The organism is Nostoc sp. C96 (genome assembly GCF_059384975.1).
The window spans coordinates 1,560,409-1,584,399 of the sequence record NZ_CM182020.1 but is presented as its reverse complement, the minus strand read 5'-3'; the positions used below and the strand labels follow the sequence as shown (position 1 = coordinate 1,584,399).

Annotated in this window: 17 protein-coding genes and 1 tRNA gene; 10 read left to right on the top strand and 8 right to left on the bottom strand. The window is 39.1% G+C overall.

Translation table 11 applies throughout. The features are described 5' to 3' along the window. Window positions 1-362: 362 nt before the first annotated feature. Complete coding sequence (locus AC504W_RS06815) at window positions 363-2,687, top strand: esterase-like activity of phytase family protein (RefSeq protein ID WP_494878597.1); 2,325 nt, start codon at window positions 363-365, stop codon at window positions 2,685-2,687. Window positions 2,688-2,952: 265 nt separating this feature from the next. Here AC504W_RS06815 and AC504W_RS06810 read toward each other — a convergent pair whose 3' ends face one another. Next, window positions 2,953-3,303, bottom strand: a complete 351-nt coding sequence (locus AC504W_RS06810; RefSeq protein WP_494876945.1) for an STAS domain-containing protein — start codon at window positions 3,301-3,303, stop codon at window positions 2,953-2,955. A gap of 379 nt (window positions 3,304-3,682) precedes the next feature. After that, window positions 3,683-9,145 (bottom strand): trifunctional serine/threonine-protein kinase/ATP-binding protein/sensor histidine kinase, encoded by a 5,463-nt coding sequence (locus tag AC504W_RS06805; RefSeq protein WP_494876943.1) that lies wholly within the window; start codon window positions 9,143-9,145, stop codon window positions 3,683-3,685. A 672-nt stretch (window positions 9,146-9,817) separates the two neighbouring features. On the opposite strand from AC504W_RS06805, the gene AC504W_RS06800 reads away from it, so the two are divergent. Then, the gene (locus AC504W_RS06800) at window positions 9,818-10,072 is read left to right on the top strand and encodes a DUF7219 family protein (RefSeq protein WP_494876941.1); all 255 of its coding nucleotides are present in this window, start codon (window positions 9,818-9,820) and stop codon (window positions 10,070-10,072) included. A 46-nt stretch (window positions 10,073-10,118) separates the two neighbouring features. After that, window positions 10,119-10,385, top strand: a complete 267-nt coding sequence (locus AC504W_RS06795) for a hypothetical protein (RefSeq protein WP_494876940.1) — start codon at window positions 10,119-10,121, stop codon at window positions 10,383-10,385. A 311-nt stretch (window positions 10,386-10,696) separates the two neighbouring features. On the opposite strand, the gene AC504W_RS06790 is transcribed toward AC504W_RS06795, so the two are convergent. Continuing rightward, on the bottom strand, window positions 10,697-11,161 hold the full coding sequence (locus AC504W_RS06790; protein WP_494876938.1) for a CYTH domain-containing protein: 465 nt from the start codon (window positions 11,159-11,161) through the stop codon (window positions 10,697-10,699). Between the two features lie 121 nt (window positions 11,162-11,282). Next, the gene (locus tag AC504W_RS06785; protein ID WP_494876936.1) at window positions 11,283-13,964 is read right to left on the bottom strand and encodes a PAS domain S-box protein; all 2,682 of its coding nucleotides are present in this window, start codon (window positions 13,962-13,964) and stop codon (window positions 11,283-11,285) included. A 711-nt stretch (window positions 13,965-14,675) separates the two neighbouring features. On the opposite strand from AC504W_RS06785, the gene AC504W_RS06780 reads away from it, so the two are divergent. Together AC504W_RS06780 and AC504W_RS06775 are read left to right on the top strand one after the other, a co-directional pair. Then, a complete protein-coding gene (locus AC504W_RS06780; RefSeq protein WP_494876934.1) occupies window positions 14,676-15,008 on the top strand; it encodes an antibiotic biosynthesis monooxygenase in 333 nt (110 codons plus the stop codon). Window positions 15,009-15,187: 179 nt separating this feature from the next. Further along, window positions 15,188-16,627 carry a deoxyribodipyrimidine photo-lyase, 8-HDF type gene (locus tag AC504W_RS06775; protein WP_494876932.1) on the top strand — a complete coding sequence of 480 codons (1,440 nt, stop codon included), beginning with the start codon at window positions 15,188-15,190 and terminating at the stop codon, window positions 16,625-16,627. Window positions 16,628-16,836: 209 nt separating this feature from the next. Here the strand turns inward: AC504W_RS06775 and AC504W_RS06770 are convergent, their stop codons facing one another. After that, window positions 16,837-17,109, bottom strand: coding sequence for a GlsB/YeaQ/YmgE family stress response membrane protein (locus tag AC504W_RS06770; protein ID WP_096582765.1), 273 nt, complete (start codon window positions 17,107-17,109; stop codon window positions 16,837-16,839). A gap of 407 nt (window positions 17,110-17,516) precedes the next feature. Here AC504W_RS06770 and AC504W_RS06765 point away from each other — a divergent pair, with 407 nt between their 5' ends. Continuing rightward, window positions 17,517-17,729 carry a bromodomain-containing protein gene (locus tag AC504W_RS06765; protein WP_096582767.1) on the top strand — a complete coding sequence of 71 codons (213 nt, stop codon included), beginning with the start codon at window positions 17,517-17,519 and terminating at the stop codon, window positions 17,727-17,729. 140 nt (window positions 17,730-17,869) lie between these two features. On the opposite strand, the gene pyrE is transcribed toward AC504W_RS06765, so the two are convergent. Then, window positions 17,870-18,490: an orotate phosphoribosyltransferase gene (pyrE, locus tag AC504W_RS06760; protein WP_494876929.1), complete on the bottom strand. Its 621-nt coding sequence runs from the start codon at window positions 18,488-18,490 to the stop codon at window positions 17,870-17,872. A 101-nt stretch (window positions 18,491-18,591) separates the two neighbouring features. On the opposite strand from pyrE, the gene AC504W_RS06755 reads away from it, so the two are divergent. Further along, complete coding sequence (locus AC504W_RS06755) at window positions 18,592-19,008, top strand: hypothetical protein (protein WP_494876927.1); 417 nt, start codon at window positions 18,592-18,594, stop codon at window positions 19,006-19,008. A 120-nt stretch (window positions 19,009-19,128) separates the two neighbouring features. Here AC504W_RS06755 and AC504W_RS06750 read toward each other — a convergent pair. Next, a tRNA-Ile gene (locus tag AC504W_RS06750) sits at window positions 19,129-19,201 on the bottom strand. A 190-nt stretch (window positions 19,202-19,391) separates the two neighbouring features. Here AC504W_RS06750 and AC504W_RS06745 point away from each other — a divergent pair. Both AC504W_RS06745 and AC504W_RS06740 read left to right on the top strand, forming a co-directional pair. Further along, on the top strand, window positions 19,392-20,090 hold the full coding sequence (locus tag AC504W_RS06745) for a hypothetical protein (protein WP_494876925.1): 699 nt from the start codon (window positions 19,392-19,394) through the stop codon (window positions 20,088-20,090). Window positions 20,091-20,248: 158 nt separating this feature from the next. Then, a complete protein-coding gene (locus AC504W_RS06740; RefSeq protein WP_494878595.1) occupies window positions 20,249-21,598 on the top strand; it encodes a hemolysin family protein in 1,350 nt (449 codons plus the stop codon). 58 nt (window positions 21,599-21,656) lie between these two features. Here AC504W_RS06740 and queC read toward each other — a convergent pair whose 3' ends face one another. Further along, the gene (gene queC / locus AC504W_RS06735) at window positions 21,657-22,331 is read right to left on the bottom strand and encodes a 7-cyano-7-deazaguanine synthase QueC (RefSeq protein ID WP_494876924.1); all 675 of its coding nucleotides are present in this window, start codon (window positions 22,329-22,331) and stop codon (window positions 21,657-21,659) included. Window positions 22,332-22,825: 494 nt separating this feature from the next. On the opposite strand from queC, the gene AC504W_RS06730 reads away from it, so the two are divergent. Next, complete coding sequence (locus AC504W_RS06730; protein WP_494876922.1) at window positions 22,826-23,905, top strand: Gfo/Idh/MocA family oxidoreductase; 1,080 nt, start codon at window positions 22,826-22,828, stop codon at window positions 23,903-23,905. Window positions 23,906-23,991 lie beyond the last annotated feature (86 nt).

Sequence of the window (23,991 nt, the reverse complement as noted above, 5' to 3'; positions counted from 1 at the left end):
GCGGAACCAGATTCAACAATGATGGCTTGAAAATTCCTACCCTTGAAGAAATCATTGATTTAGTCAAGCAAGTTGAAGCCGAAACTGGGCGGAAAATCGGCATTTATCCCGAAACTAAGCACCCGGTTTACTTTGAATCAGTTGGTACACGCCTTGACGGTACACCCATCAACACTAATATCAGTCAATTACTGGTTGACACATTAGTTCGAGAAAATTTCACTGACCCCAACAGAGTATTTATTCAGTCCTTTGAGGTCGGTAATCTACGGGAATTGAAGCAAGACATCCTCCCCGCAGCAGGTATCAATATACCTCTAATTCAGTTAATTGGTGGTGCAGCGGGTAGACCCTATGACTTTGTGGTTAGCGGTGATACTCGCACCTACGGCGACTTAATTAGACCGACAGGACTTGCAGCGATCGCAACTTACGCAGCAGGTATTGGCCCGGATAAACGCTTGATTGTTCCGGCTACAACGGTAGACCGCAACGGTGATGGCAGACCAGATGATCTCAACGGCGATGGACAGATTAGTGATGGCGATCGCGTTTTGGGTACTCCCACAACCTTAGTACAAGATGCCCACGCCGCAGGTTTGCAGGTGCATCCTTACACCTTCCGCAGCGAAAGCTTTTTCTTGTCACCGAGCTACAACGGCGACCCCCTGGCAGAATACAGACAGTTCATCAATTTGGGTGTAGATGCCTACTTTACTGATTTTCCCGGTGTTGGTGATTTAGTCCGCGACCAATTTGTCGGACAGCCAGCCGTGGCTAACCTTGGTGGTTCTAGGGGTTTTGAAGGTTTAGCCATCAGTCCAGATAGACAAACTCTGTACCCATTATTAGAAGGTACTGTGGCTGGCGACCCTGCTGGTTCACTGCGGATTTATAAATTTGATGTCGCTTCTCAGCAATATCAAGGTCTGGTTGGTTATTACCATTTGGATAACCCCAACTACTCGATTGGTGACTTCACCGTAGTTAATGACCATGAGTATCTGGTGATTGAACGAGATCAAAACCAAGGTAGCGCCGCCCAATTCAAAAAAATCTTCAAAGTTGACTTCTCAAAACGCGATGCAAATGGCTTTGTTGAAAAACAAGAAATTGCAGATTTGCTGAATATTCAAGACCCCAACGACTTGAATCGAGATGGTAGCACAACATTTACCTTTCCCTTTGTCACCATTGAAAATGTCTTGGTGTTGGATGCAAACACTATCTTGGTTGCTAATGATAATAACTATCCCTTCTCTCAAGGTAGACCAGGAGATATCGACAACGACGAAATAATTCTTCTGGAGTTAGACAGGCCGTTAAATTTGGCTACCAGTGTGGTTAGCATTACCAGCACGACTCCTAATATCACAGAAGGTGATTCCACCCCTGGAACGTTCCGCATTTCGCGGGTTGGTAATACCAATACAGCCTTGACCTTTAATTACACCCTTGGCGGTACTGCTATTAACGGTAGTGATTACGACAGCCTCACAGGGACTGCAACCATTGCTGCTGGTAGATCCTACGTGGATATTGCCGTTAAACCAATTGATGATAATTTGGTCGAAGGTAATGAAACTGTGACTTTGAGCTTGGTTGATGGTAATAATTACAACCTTGGTACAACTAACACAGCTGCAACTGTTACCATTATTGATCGCGATCGCCCCCTCGTCCAAACTCCTAACAGTGATATCTTTACCATTAAAGGCAGTGGTGCTAAAACCAGACTGCAAGTAGACCTCACCAGACGCGGTGCAAACCGTACCAATGAACTTGGTGTGTTTACTGTAGATGATGCCGCAGGTAGAATCAACGGTATCGCCCCAAGTGAAGCAGGTTACACCGCAGCTGCTTTAGAAAGAGCAAAAACCATTTTCTCGGCGGTGAATCGTGGCTTGAACACTGCCGATATTTCCAGATTACTAGAATTTGACTCAGGCGATCGCCTCAGATTCTATGTAGTCAGCAATGGTACTAGTGATGATGTCCGTGCTGGTAATATCTCTAGCAACAGCGTCATCTTTGCTAATCCCAATACCCAAAGAATCACCGACTTAGGTAACGATAAATTCTCCCTCGCTTGGGAATTTCAACCAGGAAATGGTCAGCCTTTCCAAGATTTGGTAGTCAACATTCAATCTACCGACACAGTTTTACCAATTGGTACAGCATTACAAGGTCAATCACAAGCCGAACTCATTGACTTACGTAACGTTACAGAATTAGTCACGGCTGATTTTGTCGTTAGCAAAGATGCAGGTTACAGAAACTATGCCAGTTTCTATCGAGTCACCAATGTGAATGGTGGTATTGACCTCAACGGTGATGGTCAAGCAGATATCTTACCCGGACAAGCTGGTTACACCGAAGCGGCTGTCAGCCACCGTGTTCCTGGGATTGATCTCACAGCCAACACTGGTAGATCGACTTACTCTGCAACCTTGCAAGGAGGTTATATCTATGCACCATTCATTATTGCCAATGGCACACCAGAAGCAATTTTAGATAGTAATCCCAGAAATCCAGCGGTTTACTTCCCCTTTTTAGGTGCTAACACCAGACAAACCGACCAAATTGCTTTGTTAGGTAGTAATATCTTTGGCTTTGAAGATTTGCCAAGAGGTGGCGATCGCGACTTTAACGATTTAGTTGTCCGCGTTGATTTAAACATCGCCTAGTTTTGTCGTTCAGCTAAAATAACCACGCTGAAAAAGAAAAAAACATAGTCATAAATCATTCGTGAACAACAAGATCCCCGACTTTTCTAAGAAGTCGGGGATCTGAGCCTCTCAATTTTCGCAAATCAAATAGGATTGCTATATCAGCTATTTTTCAAATTGGTATTATTAGTAAGCATAGCAGTATAAAGTGGTTACATTAAAATTCGATTAGTTTACTATCAAATATTTTCTATCTCACTTTTGCGGGTGAAAATGATTTTTATTACTGCTGAGGAACCCGGTATAAATTTGTTAATATATAACGTTTACAGTCATCCTGATCAATAAAAACTTGCAAAAATTTATTTACTTTAGTTAATTCAAACAACATTCTAACCTGTTCATTAATAGAGCAGATAAAGAATTTGGCGTTAGCCTTGGATGCCATTTGCATTATAGACATTAACAAACCTAAGCCAGAACTATCTATAAATTTAATGTCTTTCATATCAATCAATATAATATTAGTGCCATTATTTATCAGGTCACTAATGCCGCTATGCAATTGATTGCCTCTAATTTTATCTAAAATCCCTGATGGTGCAACTACTGTTAGTCGAAGTTTAGTATTCATAAATTAATTACCCATTAATATTAAGTCCTTGATATAACAATCCTATGTGAGTTGTGAAAAAATATTCTTTTTAACGAACCACAAAGGACGCATACACGCGATAGCGGCTTCCCGCAGGGTAAGACACAAAGCACACAAATAAGGAGAAGAAGCAGAACGTCACAAATAATTTAGGATTGCTATAGCATTTATGCAATCAAAGAAATCAACCTTATAAGTTCTGGAAAAATTGCTTGTACTGGAGTTACTTTTTTTTGGGTAAATACTTTATATCGCAATTAGATGTTAAACGTCCATACTTAATAATTCTTTTTTGCTAAGTCTTTATCAATGAAGTAGCAAAGCTTTATTTGATAAAGTATCTCGAAACGAGAGGATGTTAATTTGCTTTGATGGGTAAGGTGATGATGAATTCTGTTCCTTGACCTAATATAGAATTGAGGTGAATTGAACCACTATGTTTCTCAGTAATAACTTGATGGCTAATTGATAAGCCTAAACCTGTACCTTTACCTACAGGTTTGGTAGTGAAAAAAGGATCGAATAAGCGAGATTGTATATGTTCGGGAATACCGATTCCGTTATCGGCGATGATAATCTCTACTTGGTTTTGTTCTTTTTTCGTAGTACGAATCAGAATCTGATTTGGGTTGGCGGTGATTTCTGATAAACTGCGACCCTGATTACTTTGTTCCAAGGCATCGATCGCATTTACAATCAAATTGATAAATACCTGGTTAATTTCTCTGGCGTAGCATTCTACTAACGGTAGCTCACCATATTCCTTGATGATGTTAATGGCTGGACGCTCAGGCTGTGCTTGCAGTCGATATTGCAACATGACTAAGGTGTTATCAATGCCTTCATGCAGATTTACAGCTTTGTATTCTGATTCATCTAAGCGAGAAAAGTTGCGTAAAGATACAACCATTTGTCGAATGCGCTCGGAACCCATATTCATTGATTTGAGAATATTAGGTAAATCATCTTTTAAGAAGTTAAATTCTATATTGTCTATTTCTGCTTGCAGAGATTGTGGCGGATGGGGATAGTGAAATTGATAGGCATTTAATATCTGCAATAGGTCTTGTGTATATTGATGAATATAATTCAGATTTCCATGTATAAAGGTAATTGGGTTATTAATCTCGTGGGCAATGCCGGCTACCAATTGTCCCAAAGCTGACATTTTTTCACTTTGTACCATCTGTGTTTGGGTACGATGTAATTCTTTTAAGGTTGTTTGCAGTTGCTCGTTTTTTTGGTTTAATTCTTGAGTGCGTTCTTTGACTCTATCTTCTAATTGAGCGTATAATCGTGCATTTTCTAAAGAGATGGCGGTTTGAGAAATTAATAAATGCAAAATTTCTCGGCGATCGCGCGTAAATGCTCCGACTGTCAAGTTATTTTCTAAATATAAAATGCCAATCAATTTACCTTGATGGAGAATTGGCGCACAAAGAAGACTCTTGGGTGAATATTGCAGTATATATGGATCAGCCGCTAGGGTTTTTTCGGTGGTTGCATTGTCAATTACAGCTAAAGAATGGGTATTTTTCACCTGATTTATCAGGCTAACGGGTACTGTTTGATGATCTTCAAAGGGCAGCGATCGCAAAACAATGGTAGGTTGTCCTAGTTGGCAAAGTGCTTCAATGAACCAAGAATTGCCTTTTGGCATCAGCAATGCACATTTATCGGCTCCGGCATTTTTGAGTATGACATCAAGTAAAGTGGAGAGTAATTTCTCTAACTCAATTTCACTGGATAGGGATTGTGAAACTTGGAGAATGCTGGACAAATCGAGGCTGGTGGAAAGACTAGCTTGATTAAAACTGGTATTATCAACTGTCTCAAAGGATGTAGAAATGATCGTCTCTGTTGGGTTCAGAGGTATTTGCTGTTTGTGCAGAATTGTTAGCAGTAGTAGGGGATAGCGACTTTCTAAATCGATTATTTTGGCTTTTGCACCCCAACGTACATAACAGTAATACGCATCAATCATGTAAATTTGAGCAATTTTTGGTTTGCCCCAAGCAAGATAAAATTTAGCCGCTAGTTCATTGGCTAAGGCTTCTTCGTTGAGAAGTTGGTTATCTTTGGCCAGCGCAATGGCGCGATCATAATGTTCTATTGCTGCTAATTTTTTACCACAAACTCGACACTTTTCTGCCTCCACTAAATGCCATTTATGCAGATGATTCATTGGAGCATATTGCGCCCATTGGTGCAGCGTTGTTTGATGGGTTTCTACTTCAATAAGAATTTTACTTTGCTCTGATTCTGGTTGTGTGGCAATGATTGTTAAGTGGGTGAGGGCAGTGTAGAAATGGAAAATGGGAATATGAATTAGTCCAGATAATGCCATTAAATAGGGTTGGACTTGGGTAATGTAGTCCAGAGCAGTCGCATAATTACCATAAGAGTAGGCAAGCAGCAGTTTGTAAATGTAAACAAAGGCAATTCCTGTGAGATCATTATCTTTTTGATGCTTCGGTAGCATCACCGTTTCATCATAGACCTTACCGATTAAGCGATCTGGTTGACTGACAGTTTCTCTTAATTGCTCAACTGTTTGCTGCATCATATCCAAATAAATATGCGCTGAATCTTGTTTCACTTGAGCTAAGACAGAACTGTAAGTAGGAAATTCCAGTATCAATGTGTCCAGATTTACACCCATGAACAGGGAAGTAAAGGCGTAAATTACTATGCTGTAGCCAGCATAGAGAAAATCACCAGTTTCCATACCAGTCCGATAGGCTTCTTTCAGAGTGGAAAAAGTTGGTAAAGGTGGTTGTCGGCGATGTTGAATGAAACAGCCAAACAGGGTAAGAGTACAACATTTTCGGCTTTGAGCATTCACCTCCTCTAGTAGGGAGAGTGCTAATTGACCAAACTCGTAGCCTGTTTCAACTTCGCCCAAAAATGAACACAGTACTACACCCTGAGTCACATATCCTACCGTCGAGGCGGGAGCATTCCCAAACTGGATGGACAAGCGCACCATTGTTGTACCGAGCAATGGTAATAAACCCGGATTACCCAGAAACACTGGTGCAAATAACATTCCTAACAGTTCCATTGCGGCTTGCGCTGTTGGTTCACTCATGATGGGTAAGTCAATGAGTTTGGCAATTTCTCTGCCATCTAGTTGCTGGTTCACCTCTGCTAAGGCTTTTTGCAGATGAATTTCGTCTAATTCTGTTGGGAATTCTACGCCCAATTGCCCTAGAGCCTCTCTACCGACGGCGATCGCCGCTAACATTTGGCTTCTAGATGTTTGGGCTGCAATTTGAATTTCATAGATTTTCACTTTGTCAAGAATGGTTTTAGCTTGCTGCAATACCAATGCAGCAAATTTTTCCATCCCATCAAAATCACCATTTAAATAACTGGCTTCGGCCGCTGCTACATATAGGTTTGAGGCTAATTCATACTGAGTTTGCCAGCAGTCTGACTCTAAAAGGGTGATCGCAATTTGTAAATAAGCAATGGCGGCGCTGTATGCAGTAGCTGTTTTTGCTTTTTCGCCAGCTTTTAAGTTGAGTTGGGCGAGGGTTTGGCGATCGCTTGTTTGGGTGATTAATGCCCTTCCTTGATTAAAATGCCCGACAATATCAAACAGTTTTTCTTCTTGCTCATGTTCCAAGAATTGTTTTTGGAGTAATTTACCAATTTGCAAATGAGTCGCCTGTTTTTGATCATCGGGAATTAGGCAATAGGCTGCTTGCTGTACTCGGTCATGTAAAAATTTATAAAAAACGGTCATTTGTTCTTGGTCATTGCTTGTTTGTTGCAGTTCTTCTACAGATGAAAAATCACCGTTAACCAATGACTCTTGTTGATAAAATTTATAAATATTATTAATGGGAAAAATCAACCCTTCTTGTAATGCTTTCCATAAAGCAGCCGCCGTCTCAATTTCTGATTGCTGCGAAACAATTGCCAATGTTGCTAAATCAAAAGAGTTACCAATACAAGCAGCTAACTGTAACACTTGTTGAGTTGATTTTGGCAGTTTTCGCAGTTGCCAACTCATAAAAGTTACAACATCATCTGTAATCGCTTGAGCAGCAATTTGGGTAATGTCGCATTGCCAACAGCCTAAATCTAAATCAAATTTAATGAGATAATCTTGATATAATGCTTTGAGAAATTGGGTTGTAAAAAACGGATTTCCTTGGGTTTTTTGATAGATTAATTGAGAAAGATTCCCTGCCAAGTTTGTGGCACATTTTAGAGTATCAGCAACTAATTGATTTATAGTTTCCTGCCCCAGGGCAGCTAAAGTAATTGTATTAATCGGTACTTGTTTTTCTTGGATTTCATTTAAAGTTAATATCAAACGATGACCTGGATTAACTTCGTTATCTCTGTAAGCACCAATTAACAAAAGATAATTTGTATCAGCCATTAATATTTGCATTAAATTTAATGATGCTGAATCAGCCCATTGCAAATCGTCTAAAAATATCACTAAGGGATGGTCTGGACTGGTAAAAACTTGAGTGAATTTTTGAAATAATAAATTAAAGCGATTTTGGGCTGCTGTCCCGAATAATTCTACGGCTGCTGGTTGTTCACCAATAATTCTGGCTAATTCAGGGATAACTTCAATAATTACTTGTCCGTTTTCGCCGACTGCATCTAATATTTGGGTTTTCCATTGCTGAATTTGTGCATCACTCTCGGTTAACAATTGCCCCATTAAATCTCTAAATGCTTGCACAAAGGCACTAAAAGGAATATTACGTTGAAATTGGTCATATTTGCCTTTGATAAAATAACCGCGTTGGCGCACAATTGGTTTATGAACTTCGTTGACAACAGCGGTTTTACCAATACCAGAAAATCCAGCAACCAAAACCATTTCTGTTGCGCCAGCACTAACTCTACCAAATGCTTTAAGGAGAATTTCTACTTCTAGTTCTCTGCCATAGAGTTTATCAGGAATAATAAAGCGATCGCACACATCTCTTTGGGCAATTGCAAAGCCATGAATTTCACCTGTTGACTTTAATTGATATAAGCAATTTTGTAAATCTGTTTTTAGTCCTAATGCACTTTGATAGCGGTCTTCGGCATTTTTCGCCATCAATTTGTTGACGATTTCTGAAAGTACCGCGGGGATTTGAGGATTAATTTCATGTACTAAAGGAGCTACCTTAGCAATATGACAATGCAGCAAGTCCATTGCATCATAAAACTGAAAAGGTAACTCGCCTGTGAGTAATTCGTAAAAAGTGACACCTAAAGAATAAAAGTCAGTCCGATAGTCAATTCCTCGGTTCATTCTCCCGGTTTGCTCTGGTGAAATATAAGCCAGTGTACCTTCTAGTACATTAGGATTCAGGATAGTATGAGTTTCTCGCGGTAACAAAGATGCAATACTAAAGTCAATTAATTTAACTTGTTTGGTTTCGGGATTAATTAAAATATTGCTGGGTTTAATATCTTTATGAATAATTCGCTCTCGGTAAAGTATTTCTAAGCAATTGCACAGAGCGATCGCAATCTGCAAAAATTCCATGAGGAATTCTACGTTAACCCTGGCTCTCCATTCTTGCAGAGAAATCCCTCCAAAATCTTCCATTACTAACCCATAGCCATTTTGATAAGTTTCCAGGCTGTAGGTTTGGATGATTTGAGGATAGTTGAGATTTTTGGCAATGGTGTATTGATTACGAAACTGCACTAGTTCGCTAAAGCTAGGATAAGGATTTTTTAGAAGTTTAATAATTACAGATGAAGCATCAGTCTCTCGAATAGCCCGATAAACCAAGGTTTTAGAGCCATTGTAAAGTTCTTGACTCAACCGATATCCGGGAATACTTAGCATAATACCAAATCTTAAATCTCAGATTTAGTATTCCCATACGCACAAAATATTTATCAGTACTGCCAAAATAGTTACAGTCATCAATCAACACCCCTAATTCCCATAGAGATAATCATTAAGCGCACATTTTTAGAGAATTGCTAAATAGTTTTACAGGCAATAAAATGTGTTTGCTAATACAAAAATTTTACGTATGTTTCAGGAATATCCCTAGACTAGCTGGAATCTTTCTCTACTAGAAAATAGCTGATGCTATTTATCCTATTTCACGAAAAAAATGATACAAATTCATCGGTTTTTTATTCTTTTCCCTTGCCCCTCTGCCCCTCTGCTCCCCTGCGGTCTAAACTGCAAACTAGGTGCTTAACAGCTTATTAGGCCTTACTCTACTAGATGCACAGATCCATTCCCAATTTATTATCCAAAATGGTATGGATTCTGTCTCTTGAAGAAGTTTATACATAAATTAATTTTATTAATTGGACAACTAAACCAAATTGCAGATTTTAAATCTACTGCATATACTGAACCTACAACACTGAGGAGAATGTATACCTTTTAACTGGTTTTTAATCAATATATGCTGTTAGATAGAGGTAAAAAATCTCAAATTAGCTCAATAATTTTTTTCTAACTCAATAATATTACTTATTTTTTCATTACCAATAATCTATGAATAACCATTCTCAAATAGACAAACACAATTTTATTTATCCACACTACCAATATTCAGGTGAATTCACACCGAACAATTTGGTGTTTAATGCTAATTTTCAAGAATTTTCACAACGAGTTAGCTATATTTGCAATCTTCAGACTGCGGGAAAACTTTCTGTTGACGAGTCTTACAAGCAAATTGAAACACTCTGGGAACAGTTAAAACAGTCTTTTCAAAGCTTAAATATTGAAAAAGACACAAATATTTGATTGTGAGGACTTATTTAACTTTTTTTTCATCAAAAATACTGAAACTATGAATAACTCAACTTTTATATCCCAGCCAGTTGGCGAAACCACTGATGTCGAAGTTTGGCTGGCTAGGGCTGGGCTAAAATTTACAGACTTAGGCAAAGATGCGGTAAGTACAGCCATCCGTAAGCAATGGCGAGAATATCAAGCTGCTGTCTATAAATGCTGTGTATTTCTGCACTTACCACCAGAGGCTGTTCAACTGAGTGATGTTTATGCCTATCTGAGAATACCTTGTATTACTTCGAGGAACTTTGAGATAAATTGTTAAATGAAACAGTCCTACCTTAAAAAGCTATCCATTAATTACATCTTTCTTAACCATCCTAAAATGCTTGTTGTGTAATCATCTTAAACACTCAGTTTTTTAAGCATACTTGATAAATTCGGTCTTTATATTCTCGCTAAAATTGATTTTTTATTGAGAATTAAGGACGAAGTAATCAGGGTTATAAAAAGCGTAATTGAATACTCTCGTAAATGTTGAGAAAAGTCCGAGTAATGGGTAGCTTTTTAAGGGTTTTAGGGGGAGCAAGAGAAATATTTAATACTTTTTAGATATCCTATTTAATGGGATGAAATTTACCATTTTGAAAAGGGAAATCTGGCTAAATTGCTATTGAAATATCTACTCTCATGAGAAACTTCTTCACCAATCCATTCTGGTAGTTCAATTTGTTGGTTGACATCGCTCAGTTCAACTTCTGCCACTATCAAGCCTTTATTGTCACCATCAAACTCATCAATTTCCCAAGTTAAATCACCTAATTTTACCTTGTATCGCACTTTTTCAATTAATGGGCGATCGCATAATGTATCTAGCATTTCTTGAGCATCAGCTAGGGGAATTTCGTACTCAAACTCAGACCGCGAACAATTCACACTAGGACTTTTAATTGTTAAATAACCTCGGTCGTTAGCAATACGTACCCTTACTGTCACTGCTTTTTGAGTAGCAATATATCCTTGACGATAGACACCACCCACACCCAGGTTTCTCCAACCGTCGCCTTTAACTAAAAATTTCCGTTCTATTTCTTTGGCCATGTTATTTCTTGAGTAATGGGTAGTTATATTATTCAGAATTCTAGTTGATTTTTAAACTAGAAAAATCAGGTTTAGGCTGCACCTAAGATTTTTTAAAAGTCAACCTTCTATCTAAAAAACCCTAATTTTGGTTTTTCAATACATACTGTAAACTGTTCAATAAATCTTTGGCAGTAAAAGGTTTTGGCAAAACTAGCTGAATATTGGCATTGGCAACTTCTGTCAAGTTTTCCTGGGGATTAAACCCACTCCAAGCAATAATTTGCACTTGAGGATTCATTTTTTGTAGGGTGCGAATGGCAGTTATCCCATCCATTTCCGGCATAATCATATCCATCAACACAGCTTTGATTTGATGCTTATGTTGGGCATAAAGTGCGATCGCTTCAATCCCATTACTAGCCGTCAAAATTTTGTAGTTGTAGTTTTCTAAGACGATGGTCGCAATCTCTAAAATTTTTGCTTCATCATCAACAACTAAAATTAATTCTCCTTCCCCTAAAGGTACTGCTAAGTTTTCGGTTTTGATTGCTTGACAGCCTTCTACTGCGGGTAAGAACAATTTAAATTTCGTGCCTTTACCGACTTTGCTAGATACATTAATAAAACCACCATGACTTTTAATAATGCCTAAAACTGTTGACAAACCTAACCCCGTCCCTGTCCCTATATCTTTGGTCGTAAAAAATGGCTCGAAAATTCTATCTAATATTTCTGGCTGCATTCCCACACCATTATCCGCTACAGTTAGCTCAATGTAATGCCCAGCTTGAGCATCCAAATTCATTTGGGCGTAGGCTTCATCAATCAATCTATTCTCTGCGAAAATTTCAATTTTACCGCCATCTGGCATAGCATCACGGGCATTAACTACCAAATTCATTAGCACTTGATGCAGCTGGGTAACATCTCCAGAAACAGCTAACAGATTATCAGGAATGGCGATCGCAAATTCAATAGATTTCGGGAATGTCTGTTTGGCAATTAGCAACATTTCCGAAATTAAGTGCTTAATCAGAATAATTGTGTTTTCTCCTTTAAACCCCCGCGCGAACGATAATACTTGTTTCACCAAATCTGCACCACGTTTGGCATTATTTTCGATAATTGCCATTAGCTGATAATAGCGCTCTGTGTCTTGGGGAAATTTTAGTTGCAACAGTTGAGATGCAGCTAAAATTGGGGTCAAAATATTGTTCAAATCATGGGCGATGCCACCTGCCAAAGTCCCAAGACTTTCTAATCTTTGCGTGCGGAAACACTGTTCTTCTAATTGTTTCTTTTGGGTAATATCAGTGTCAACAATCAAGATAGATTTAGGTTTTCCGCTACTATCCTGCATGAGTGTCCAGCGACTGGCGACAATAATTTCTTTGCCAGATTTGGTAACTTTATGTAATTCACCTTGCCAAGTACCACTATCAATTACTTTTTCTATCGCCGCTAAGATTTTTGGTGAGGATTGTTTAAATAAAAGTTCATCGGCGTTTTGGTCTACTGCTTCTTGTTCTGACCAACCATACAAATGTTCAGCACCTTGATTCCAAAAAAGAATCCGATTTTGCAAATCTCGCACGACAATTGCATCTGTGACAATATCCAACAAAGCTGCTTGTTCGAGAATTTTCTGTTCAGCTTGTTTGCGATCGCTAATATCTCTAGTTGTCCCCGTTAACCTACTTGGCTGACCGTCTTCGTTGTAATAAAGTTGACCTGTCGAATTCAGCCAGTGAATGCTGCTATCTGGCCAAACAGCACGATATTCAACAACAAATTTCACTCCTTGTTGAATAGTCGCTGTCACAGCCTGAGTAAAAACTTGCCGATCTTCAGGATAAACTAACTCCAAAAAGTCTTCCTTTGTTGGACACGCAGTCCTGTTAGGTAAACCATACAGTAGACCCATGTTAGCCGACCAAAGGGTTTCATCTGTTTGGATTTTCCAGTCCCAAATACCCATGTGAGCAGCTTCTAAAGCTAAACTGAGTCTGGCTTCACTCTCACGCAATGATTCTTCTTTTTGTTGGCAATAAAGTTTCTCTCTATTTTGCCAAGCTGCTTCAGCCTTTTGGTATTCAAATATTTTCTGCTGCAAACGCTGGTTTTCTGCCACTATTTTTTCTAACTCATCCTGAGTTCGGTGGAGTTTTTCTTCTACCATCTGAAGTTTTTTACGAGTTTTTTGAAGTTCTTGATGAGTTGATAGAAATGTAGACGATTTGTGTTCTATTCCTGGCTGAAGATCATGGTGAATAAAACAACTTATACCATTGATTTTGCGATAATTATTTTTTGGTTTCTGGCAGGCTGTTTTGATACCAACTATTATGTCCCGGTTGAAAGCTTGTACTAAAATACTATCAGTAATAATACCTGTTAATTTGCCTTGGTTATCTACAATTGGCAAATAACTAATTTGATAGTGACGTAACAGTGACCAAGCTGTAAATATATCTGTTGCATGACTTTGCCTGAGAGTAATTAATGCTGTTACCATCACCTCAGCCACTTTTGTTTGGGTGATATCAACTCCCGATGCAATGATATTTATTACATCTTTGGACGTAATTATCCCTAACAAATATCCAGTTTCTACAATTAAGACACAACTATTTTTTTGCTGATTACAGATATCAGCCTTTAAATATCTATTTAAGCTAGGCAGAGACAGACTTTGAGCTTGTTTCTGGCTCATCAAGATAATAGCATCAACTAGATAACTATCAGGGGTAACCGTTAAAGGAGCATGATTAATTAGATGATATAAAGTCGGCCAATTAATTAGCTGATTTTGTAATGGCATAGTTAATTCATCAATTAAATTTATGTTCTTAACCTGAGAACAAGATAGAGAATGCAACCTATAGCAAACAAGAGTTAAATATCATTTATTTAAATTTAATAGAGGATTATGCAATTTTAACTGCAAAAATGGCATTTTTTTTCTTAATTATAATTTAGCTATAGCTTCCAGATTTGATGGATATGTAGTTTCAGACTATTTAGCTAACTTGAGGGTAGTCAAATTCATTTTATTGTCAAATGCTGGATAGATGATCTATTGATTCAAAAAATAAATTGTCTGGATTATAAGTTTCTTGCAGCTTGGTATCTCACAAATGTAACTTTTTATTCTTTGGTTTAAACTATTAAACTTATCAATACCCGTTGTTTTCAAGCATTTTTAAAATTTAATCTTAAGTAATTGAGTTTTAAAAGCTACATAATCTATTCTGTAATAAATCTATAGAAAATATTAAATTTTTTAACTTCCTGCTTAATTAACAAAAATCAAGCAATTTCGAGAATTGTTGAGAATTGAATTTCCAAAAAGCAGGTAAAAAGACAGATTAAAATTAAATACAATAAATTTTAAGTTTTACTTATTTTTGCCATTAAGGCACTCTATAGTGATATTTTAGTTCTTCAGATAAAAAAAGTAACATAACAATAAATTGTAAAATAAATTACAATTTAAAGCTCAAATAAATCTGAATGTACGGAGAAAAATTTTATGGATTTTCAAGATTTTCTCAGACATAAATTTACTCATGTGGCAATGGGCGAATTCAAGCCTGGTAAATTTGAAGCTGCCAAACAACTTTATGAAGAAGCTGTATTAACATATACAAAAGGTTTCAAAGGAGCCTATCTGTTACAAGAACCAGGAACTGACAAAGGCATATCTATCATTTTTTGGGAAAGTGTAGAAGATATGGAAGCTAACCAAAATGAGGTTTACCAACACATTTTGAAAAAAATGATGCCTTTATTTGTTGAGCCACCAAAAACAGTAGTCTATGAACTAGTGTGTGAAATTAACCCGAAAGAAATAGATGAAGTGTGAGGTGTGAAATTTCGTCTTTTAGTCTTCGGCATTGAAAGTTCTGAGTAAAACACGCTATTTTCTCATCACTAGTATCTCGTTTTCTAGACTCTTTTTCATACTGACTAGTTTACGTAGTTCATAATGGCAACTTACTGCTAGGATTTAGCATAGTACAAGTGAACTGTAATAGGTAGGAAATGTCTGAGTTAATTCTGTTTTGGCATCGCCGTGACTTACGCATTTCTGACAATACTGGACTAGCTACGGCAAGAAGTCAAAGCCCAAAAGTTGTGGGTGTATTTTGTCTAGATCGCAATATTCTTGAACGTGATGATATTGCGCCTGTAAGAGTAACATATATGATTGGCTGCTTACAGGCATTACAGGAGCGATATGCCCAAATCGGTAGCCAACTCCTGATTCTCCATGCCGATCCTATGCAGGCAATTCCCGCCTTGGCTGAAGCTTTAAATGCCAAAGCTGTGTTTTGGAATTGGGATATAGAACCATATTCTCAAATACGCGATCGCAATATAATTGACGTACTCAAAGAAAAAGGCATTCAATTCCTCAACGAAAATTGGGATCAAATTCTCCACTCTCCCGCAGAAATTCGCACAGGTAGCAATGCACCTTACACTGTGTACACCCCATTTTGGAAAAATTGGGTTAGCAAACCAAAATTGCCCCCAGTAGACACCTTACAAACCCTAGAAGGATTAACCCCAGCCGAACAAGAAATTGCTCAAAAAGCAGGTGCAATTCCATTACCCACTGCCAAAGATTTAGGGTTCATCTGGGATGGTGACTTAATTCTCCCACCAGGAGAAGCCTCCGCCCAAGCGAGATTAGCAGAATTTACCTATAAAGCCATTACCGAATACCAAGAACAGCGCAACTTTCCCGCGACAGATGGAACATCCCAATTAAGTGCTGCGTTGAAATTTGGTGCAATTGGCATTCGCACTGTTTGGCAAGCTACAACAGAAGCACAAGAAAATAGCCGTAGTGAAGAAACAACAAATAGTATCCGCACTTGGCAGCAAGAACTAGCTTGGCGCGAATTTTATCAACACGCTATGTATAGTTTCCCCGAATTAGCTGAAGGTGCTTACCGTGATGCCTTTAAAAACTTTCCTTGGGAAACTAACGATACACACTTTCAAGCTTGGTGCGAAGGCAAAACAGGCTACCCCATAGTAGATGCAGCCATGCGCCAATTAAATGAAAGCGGTTGGATGCACAACCGTTGTCGGATGATTGTTGCTAGTTTCCTGACAAAAGACTTGCTAATTAGTCCGCAATCAGGCGAAAAATATTTTATGCAAAAGTTAATTGACGGTGATTTATCTGCCAATAATGGCGGTTGGCAATGGAGTGCTTCTAGTGGAATGGATCCCAAACCCTTGCGAATTTTTAACCCAGCCAGTCAAGCGCAGAAATTTGATCCAGATGGCGAATATATCCGCCGATGGTTGCCAGAATTGCGGTCTCTTGATAACGAATATTTAGTAACTGGTAAAATTACACCTCTAGAACGTCGCGCTGTTGGCTACCCTGAACCCATTGTGGATCATAAACAACGACAACAGCAATTTAAACAACGTTATCAACAGCAGAAAGAAATAATTAGGTAAAAACTATAGCAGATTCTAGATTGGTGAGATAGAACTTACTGTAAAGGTAAACATCTGTTTGCTCTTATTTGTATACTCCCTGTCAATAAAAACTATAATAATAGCGTTAGTTTCTCAGTGAACTAACGCTATTTTTTAAATAAGTTCAGGGATAAAATATTAACAAAATCTCCCTGATGTTTACTATAAATTAAAGTCAATTAAATCTATTAAACGGTACTACGGCGAGTTAGCAAATTCCACAAGAAGACAGCGACAATAGCACCTAAAACCGCTACTAGAATACCAGGAATGCTAAGAGTTGGAGCCGCCAGTGCAAAATTTCCCGTACTGAAGAATACTCCTAAGCTACCACCAACAAATGCACCTATGATACCTAACAAGATTGTTCCCAATATGCCGCCGCCTTGATGACCAGGGTAGATAGCTTTAGCAATAGCACCAGCAATTAAACCTAAAATAATCCAAGCAAGAATGTTCATTTGTTTTTTGTTTGTAGTTAATGTTTTTTCTGACAATTACAGATTAACAAGTTCAGTAAGTTCAGCCAATCTATCATCAGAATTAATTATTCGTAGCCTGAAGGGGTAGTTGAATGGCTGTAACTTCTTTGGAGGTATGCCGAAATCAATATAGGTAAAAACTCAAGAAAAAGCCCATAGCTGCTGTGAAGCTATGGGCTGATTAATTCATTGCTTGGTAATTGCAGTATAGGCATTTCTTATTAACCCTATCCTCTACTAGAAGAATTAAGCTTAAATGACAATTATGAACATTCTTAACAATCAAAAGGCGAATTTATTTCAACTTCTGGTAGAGTGCAACCATCAACTACCCACATAGGATCAATACAGTCAAACCCAAGCACAATTTCAGTGCATTGCAACTTATGACATTTAATTATCGATGGAAAAACGGCGCTCGACCAAATCGAGACGAAGCAATTAGACACAAATATTTGCTAGATGAAAACCAGTTTGACAATGAGCAAGACCGACAATTGGCCGAGGAATCTGCCAGGAGAATGCTAGGTGTACCTGTACCAACCTTAGATGAAGATAAATCGATATTACCCCAAGCAGATCCTGACAAAAAAGTATAAATGAACCTGATGCTGAGATGCCTGGCAATTGTTCAGACTCACACAAGATTATCGGGGTGTAAGTATGCAAAACACTTACACCCCGATACTTTTACATCTAAAAGCTACTTTTCTCAAAGTTTGGCGATTAACTTAGCACCTTAACTCGCTAATTCCCGATACCTTTGTTGAACTTCTGCAATTTCAAACAGCGCTTCAAACTTTAAACCAACAGACTGGTAAAGTTCTGCACCTCCTTGCTTGCGGTCTACAAGTCCAATTACTTGATCAACGATATATCCTGCATCTTTAAGGCGATTCACCGCTTTTAACGCAGACTGTCCAGTAGTCACCACATCTTCTAAAACTACGATTTTTGCACCTTCAGGCAAAGTCGGGCCTTCAATATAAGCTTTCGTTCCGTAACCTTTGGCTTCTTTGCGAATAATTAGTGCTGGGATGGGCCGATTTTCATAAACAGAAACCACGCTGACTGCTGTCACAATAGGATCAGCACCTAATGTTAAACCTGCCACAGCTTGAGTATCCGCAGGTAGTAAGGGAAATAATAAGCGTCCAACGGCTAAAGCACCTTGAGGATGAAGAGTTACCTGGGTTTTATTAATGTAATAGGTGCTACGTAGCCCTGAAGCCAGCACAAAATCACCTTCTTGATAGGCGAGTTGGCAAAACAAGTCTAGTAGCTTGTGGCGCAAAGTAGCTAAGTCAGCAGTGGCTGACCACATATCAGCCTGGGTAAGGGTTTCAGTAGAATGCGTCATTACAAATGATTATCAGTTGTGCTACACCAAAGGTTGAACTCATCAGAGTTCTGCAATTAAGCATAAGTTAAGATTTGCTCAAAATTGAGGAGTTAAGCAAGATGGGTATAAAGTTTAAGCCCTTTGGTGGTTTTTTAGTGCTTTTAGCTACAGGGTTCGTTTTTCCCTCTATGGCATTTGCTGAGACGGCAACACCTAATTATGAAACGGCTAATGAAGCATTTGAGCGAGCTTACTTCCGTCACGATCGCAATTTTTACGAAAATAACACTCCTAAGCGTCAGCTACAAAATTTTCTGGGTAATGGTTCCGGTTTCAAGGATTCTTTTCCAGAAAATGAAATAGCCCGTGATGCTGAATTGATGAACACTCTCTATCGAGATGTTATGACTCAGCAAGTCGGTAATGACCCTTATTTACGTACACCAGATTTACCCAATCCTTATGATACTTCTTTACTGGCATCTCCTCGCTTAAATAGTAACAAGCTTAAAGTCGGTACAGAATTCCGCTTTTAGAGTGCTGAGTGCTGAGGAGTTAAAAGAAGTGATTAGAAGTTTACCGAAGTGTGACACTCCAATTCACTTCTAAATTCTGCTTGATATAACTGATTACTCAGCACTCAGCACTTAAAAAAATCCAGGGTGCAGGAGTTGAACCTGCCTTGGGCGAATTATGAGTTCGCTGCCTCAACCGCTCGGCCAACCCTGGTCGAATATTAATTTTATCTCAAATTTACTATTTGTCTACCCTTGCACCACAGTTTATCAGATTTTTATACTACATAATTTAATTATGAAATGATGCACACTATGATTGATTAAGTTCTTTTAAGGATTGAGGCACATAACTTCAATGCTCTTAATATAGACCAGCATTCTTCAGCAACAGCTTATCAGCGATGAAAATAAATTCTACTGTAATACTGACGTTGATTCTGTTAATCCTGATGTTGGGCGCAGGGTCTGTAAGTGCGTTTTTAGGGTTTAATTTGGGAAGTTTGGCTCTTAAAGGAGTATCAACCCCAGATGGTCGTCCGACCACCAAATTCGCCAGCGCTAAGACCAATAACTCCCAACAGCCAGGAGTAACCTTATTAAAAGAAGAAGAAATATTAAAAATTGTTAAATCTCGGATTGATGGCAAGGCTAAAGCTGCCAAATCAGAAAAATTAGAAGACGACGAAGAAGATATTAACAACAAAAAGAAGCCACAAGAAAAACCACAGGAAGTAGTTGAAGAGAAACCCCAGCCAGGATTCCCCGTGAATGCCGAAAGTGAAGGTGTAACGTTTGCAGTGCAGTCGGCGCGTTATTCTGGTGGTGATTTACTTTTGAAAGTAAAAATGCAGAACAAAGGGAAAGATTCTGTACGCTTCTTGTATAGTTTTTTAGATGTTACAGACGACAAAGGTAGAACCTTGAGCGCCAGTACAGAAGGTTTACCAGCAGAATTACCTGCCAATGGCCCGACATTTTCCGGTACAGTGATTATTCCTACAGCTTTACTGGATGATGTGAATAAAGTATCTCTGTCGCTGACAGATTATCCTGCACAAAAACTCAAGTTAGATGTATCTGACATTCCTGTAGCAAGGTAGGAACGGGAAAGTTAAAAGTAAAAGGGCAAAAATCAAAAGAATTAATTTTTACCCTTCGGGTGTGCCATTCGCCAGCGGAGGGAAAACCTCTCGCAGTGCTGGACTTACCTTTTTACTTTTACCTTTTTACTTTAACGAGGTTTACAAGAGCTTTGGCAGTGATTGGTTTTCCTGGTTTAACTTGGGCAGATGTAGGGCTGCGATTATTATCAGTACTACTGCTGATTGCCATCAATGCCTTTTTTGTGACAGCAGAATTTTCGATGGTGACAGTGCGGCGATCGCGAATTCATCAGTTAGTTAAGGCTGGTGACATTCAAGCGATCGCCGTTGAGACATTGCAACGCAGTATTGATCGACTGCTATCCACAACACAGTTAGGCATTACCCTTTCTAGTTTGGCACTGGGATGGATTGGCGAAAGTACAATTGTTGTACTGGTTAGCACATGGTTGAAATCCTGGCCTTTACCAGCCACAACAACTAACTTTATCGCCCATTCGCTGTCAATTCCCATAGCCTTTTTTTTGGTAGCCTATCTGCAAATTGTCTTAGGGGAATTATGCCCAAAATCCTTAGCGCTGCTTTATTCTGAACAACTAGCGCGATTTTTAGGCCCTTCCGTAAAAGCGATCGTCCGTTTTTTCAGTCCCTTCATTTGGATTCTTAACCAATCAACTTTTTGTTTGTTACGAATTTTTGGTATTGAATACACAGGTCAAAGCTGGAGACCACCAGTTACCTCAGAAGAATTACAGATGATCATTGCCACAGAACGAGAATCTACTGGCTTAGAACATTCCGAACGTCAACTGCTAAATAACGTCTTTGAATTTGGTGATGTCACCGCCCAAGATGTGATGATTCCCCGGAATGGGATTATTGGCTTACCCAAAGATGCTACATTCCAGAATTTACTTCAAGAAATGACGGCTACAGGTCACTCCCGTTATCCCATTATTGGCGAATCTTTAGATGACATTCGCGGCATTGTTTATTTTCGGGATTTGGCGCAACCCTTAGCTATGGAGAAACTCACTTTTACATCCCATCTCCAACCGTGGATGCGTCCCGCCCGATTTGTCCCAGAAAACACGCCCTTGAGTGAACTATTGCCTATGATGCAGCAAGAAAAGCCAGCTATGGTCATCGTCGTAGATGAATTTGGCGGGACTGTAGGGTTAGTGACCATTCAGGATGTGATTGGCGAAATTATTGGCAATACAGGAGAACCAGCAAATAGCGAAGACTTGTTAATTGAGATTGTGGATCAGAACACATTTTTAGTACAAGCACAGATTAATCTCGAAGACCTCAACGAGGTTTTAAATCTCAGTTTGCCTTTAACGAGGGAATATCAAACCTTGGGCGGTTTTTTACTTTATCAGTTACAGAAAATGCCCAGCAAAGGTGAAATCTTTTTATACCAAAATCTTCAATTCACCATAGTCTCAGTTTTTGGGCCAAGGCTGCATCAAATTCAAGTTCAACGCTTACCGAGGGAATAAAGAAACGGGGCAGGGAGCAGGGTGCAAGGGGGAAATGCTCTCCGCCACTACCCATTTTCTAAGCATAAGGAAGTGGATCTTTTAATCCTAATTCATCAAAAGCTGCCAAGCGTAAGCGACAAGAATCACAAACTCCGCAAGCCACATCACCGCCGCTATAACAAGACCAAGTTAAATCCCAAGGAACACCTAAAGTATTACCAAGCTGGATAATTTCAGTTTTTTTCAGATTCACTAAAGGGGCGACAATCGCAGTTGGGTGGCCTTCTCGGCCTTGCTTGGTTCCGAGGCGAAACACTTCCTGCATTGCTTGGATGTAGTCTGGGCGGCAATCAGGATAACCGGAATAATCTAAGGCATTCACACCGATGTAAACTCTTTCAGCGGCGATCGCTTCTGCATAGCCCAAGGCAAAGCTTAAAAATATCGTATTCCGGGCAGGTACATAAGTTACAGGAATATTTTGCGACATTTCAGCCAAAGAACGTTCTTGGGGCAAATCGATTTTGTCATCAGTCAGTGCTGAACCACCCCATTGTCGTAAGTCAAAATTGACTACCTGATGTTCTACTACCTGTGCTGTTTGCGCTACGTGCCTAGCTGAGTTTAACTCTCGGCGATGTCGCTGTTGGTAATCAAAAGAAATTGCGTAACATTCACAACCATCAGCCTTGGCTTGATACAGTACAGTAGAAGAGTCTAATCCCCCAGACAACAAAATTACGGCTTTCATCTCGGCTGCCAAATTTTTAGATTTTAACTTGCCAAATCATCATATTAAAAAATTACAAATCAGCCTCACTCATCTTTTTTCTTACATACTGTACCAGTTTATAAACTGGACTATTATCTCGGTATGATTGTCGCTTTTTTTGTAGGTTTGCCGACAAAAAAATTATTTATTTACAACGTTTTAAGTTGGTAAATCTACTGCTAAACAAATGCCTAACTGAGATTGATAAATTTTCACCTACAATTTAGTTTATGTTTAAAGTTAATAAAAAAACACATTAGCTATTGTGCAAAGAGCAAAAAACTGATTGATTTAAAACTGAACATAAAAAAAGACAGCCAGATTGCGGGAACTATCGCAAACTTTGAAATTCTTCATAAACAGAGCCTCTATGTTACCATCTGGATGGTTTTAGACGGATCATACCTGGCTGTTCAGTATAAATGCCAACGGCCGCAGCGTCTCTAAATTTGGTGGTTGAGGAGAGAACAATAGTGCAAAATAGCATGTCAGTGGCAGAATCAAATTCATACACACAGCGCAATCAACCAAGACCGATTCGCGTAGGCGTAATCGGGGTGGGTAACATGGGACAACATCATGCCCGCGTATTGAGTTCAATGAAAGATGTTGAACTAATCGGTGTGGCAGATATCAATGTTGAACGAGGCTTAGAAACCGCCAGCAAATACAAGGTGCGTTTTTTTGAAGATTATTGTGACTTGCTACCCCATGTGGAAGCAGTGTGCATCGCCGTACCTACTCGCCTACATTATGCTGTCGGCATTAATTGTCTACTAGCTGGAATTAACGTTTTAATTGAAAAGCCGATCGCTGCTAGTATTTCGGAAGCAGAATCTCTAGTCAATGCAGCCGCTGAATCTGGGTGCATTTTACAAGTAGGTCATATTGAGCGCTTCAATCCTGCATTTCGGGAATTAAGCAAAGTCCTGAAAACTGAAGAATTGCTGGCGCTGGAAGCTCACCGGATGAGTCCTTACTCAGATCGGGCCAATGATGTTTCCGTCGTATTGGATTTAATGATCCACGACATTGACTTAATGCTAGAATTAGCCGCCTCCCCAGTGGTCAAACTGACAGCAAGCGGTACGCGTGCTTTAGACTCTGGTTATTTAGATTACGTGACAGCCACCCTGGGATTTGCCAATGGCATTGTTGCTACTCTCACAGCCAGCAAAGTCACTCACAAAAAAATTCGGCGCATTGTTGCTCATTGCAAAAACTCCTTTACAGAAGCAGACTTTCTCAAGAACGAAATTCTGGTTCATCGACAAACAACCACCAATTTAACTGACAATCGTCAGTTACTTTACAGACAAGACGGTTTGATTGAAAAAGTCTACACCACCAATATTCAACCTTTAAGCGCAGAGTTAGAGCATTTTGTCAATTGTGTCCACGGGGGAAATCAACCTTCCGTTGGTGGTGAACAAGCTCTCAAAGCCCTCAGATTAGCCAGTTTAATTGAGCAAATGGCTTTAGAAGAGAGAGTTTTTAACCCATTAGATTGGGAATCTGAATCCAGAGTCCAATCTTTAACTTCCACAATCTAACAGTTCTGCTCAATTGAATACATAAAATGTTTAGGGGCGTAATAATTGCGCCCCTAAAATTTGGCGGTGATGACAGGTGATAGGTG

Excerpts from the sequence above, each read along its gene's own strand:
- AC504W_RS06810 (WP_494876945.1), bottom strand. The coding sequence starts at position 3,303 with ATGAATACTAAACTTCGACTAACAGTAGTTGCACCATCAGGGATTTTA.
- AC504W_RS06805 (WP_494876943.1), bottom strand. The coding sequence starts at position 9,145 with ATGCTAAGTATTCCCGGATATCGGTTGAGTCAAGAACTTTACAATGGC.
- AC504W_RS06800 (WP_494876941.1), top strand. The coding sequence starts at position 9,818 with ATGAATAACCATTCTCAAATAGACAAACACAATTTTATTTATCCACAC.
- AC504W_RS06795 (WP_494876940.1), top strand. The coding sequence starts at position 10,119 with ATGAATAACTCAACTTTTATATCCCAGCCAGTTGGCGAAACCACTGAT.
- AC504W_RS06790 (WP_494876938.1), bottom strand. The coding sequence starts at position 11,161 with ATGGCCAAAGAAATAGAACGGAAATTTTTAGTTAAAGGCGACGGTTGG.
- AC504W_RS06785 (WP_494876936.1), bottom strand. The coding sequence starts at position 13,964 with ATGCCATTACAAAATCAGCTAATTAATTGGCCGACTTTATATCATCTA.
- AC504W_RS06780 (WP_494876934.1), top strand. The coding sequence starts at position 14,676 with ATGGATTTTCAAGATTTTCTCAGACATAAATTTACTCATGTGGCAATG.
- AC504W_RS06775 (WP_494876932.1), top strand. The coding sequence starts at position 15,188 with ATGTCTGAGTTAATTCTGTTTTGGCATCGCCGTGACTTACGCATTTCT.
- AC504W_RS06770 (WP_096582765.1), bottom strand. The coding sequence starts at position 17,109 with ATGAACATTCTTGCTTGGATTATTTTAGGTTTAATTGCTGGTGCTATT.
- AC504W_RS06765 (WP_096582767.1), top strand. The coding sequence starts at position 17,517 with ATGACATTTAATTATCGATGGAAAAACGGCGCTCGACCAAATCGAGAC.
- pyrE (WP_494876929.1), bottom strand. The coding sequence starts at position 18,490 with ATGACGCATTCTACTGAAACCCTTACCCAGGCTGATATGTGGTCAGCC.
- AC504W_RS06755 (WP_494876927.1), top strand. The coding sequence starts at position 18,592 with ATGGGTATAAAGTTTAAGCCCTTTGGTGGTTTTTTAGTGCTTTTAGCT.
- AC504W_RS06745 (WP_494876925.1), top strand. The coding sequence starts at position 19,392 with ATGAAAATAAATTCTACTGTAATACTGACGTTGATTCTGTTAATCCTG.
- queC (WP_494876924.1), bottom strand. The coding sequence starts at position 22,331 with ATGAAAGCCGTAATTTTGTTGTCTGGGGGATTAGACTCTTCTACTGTA.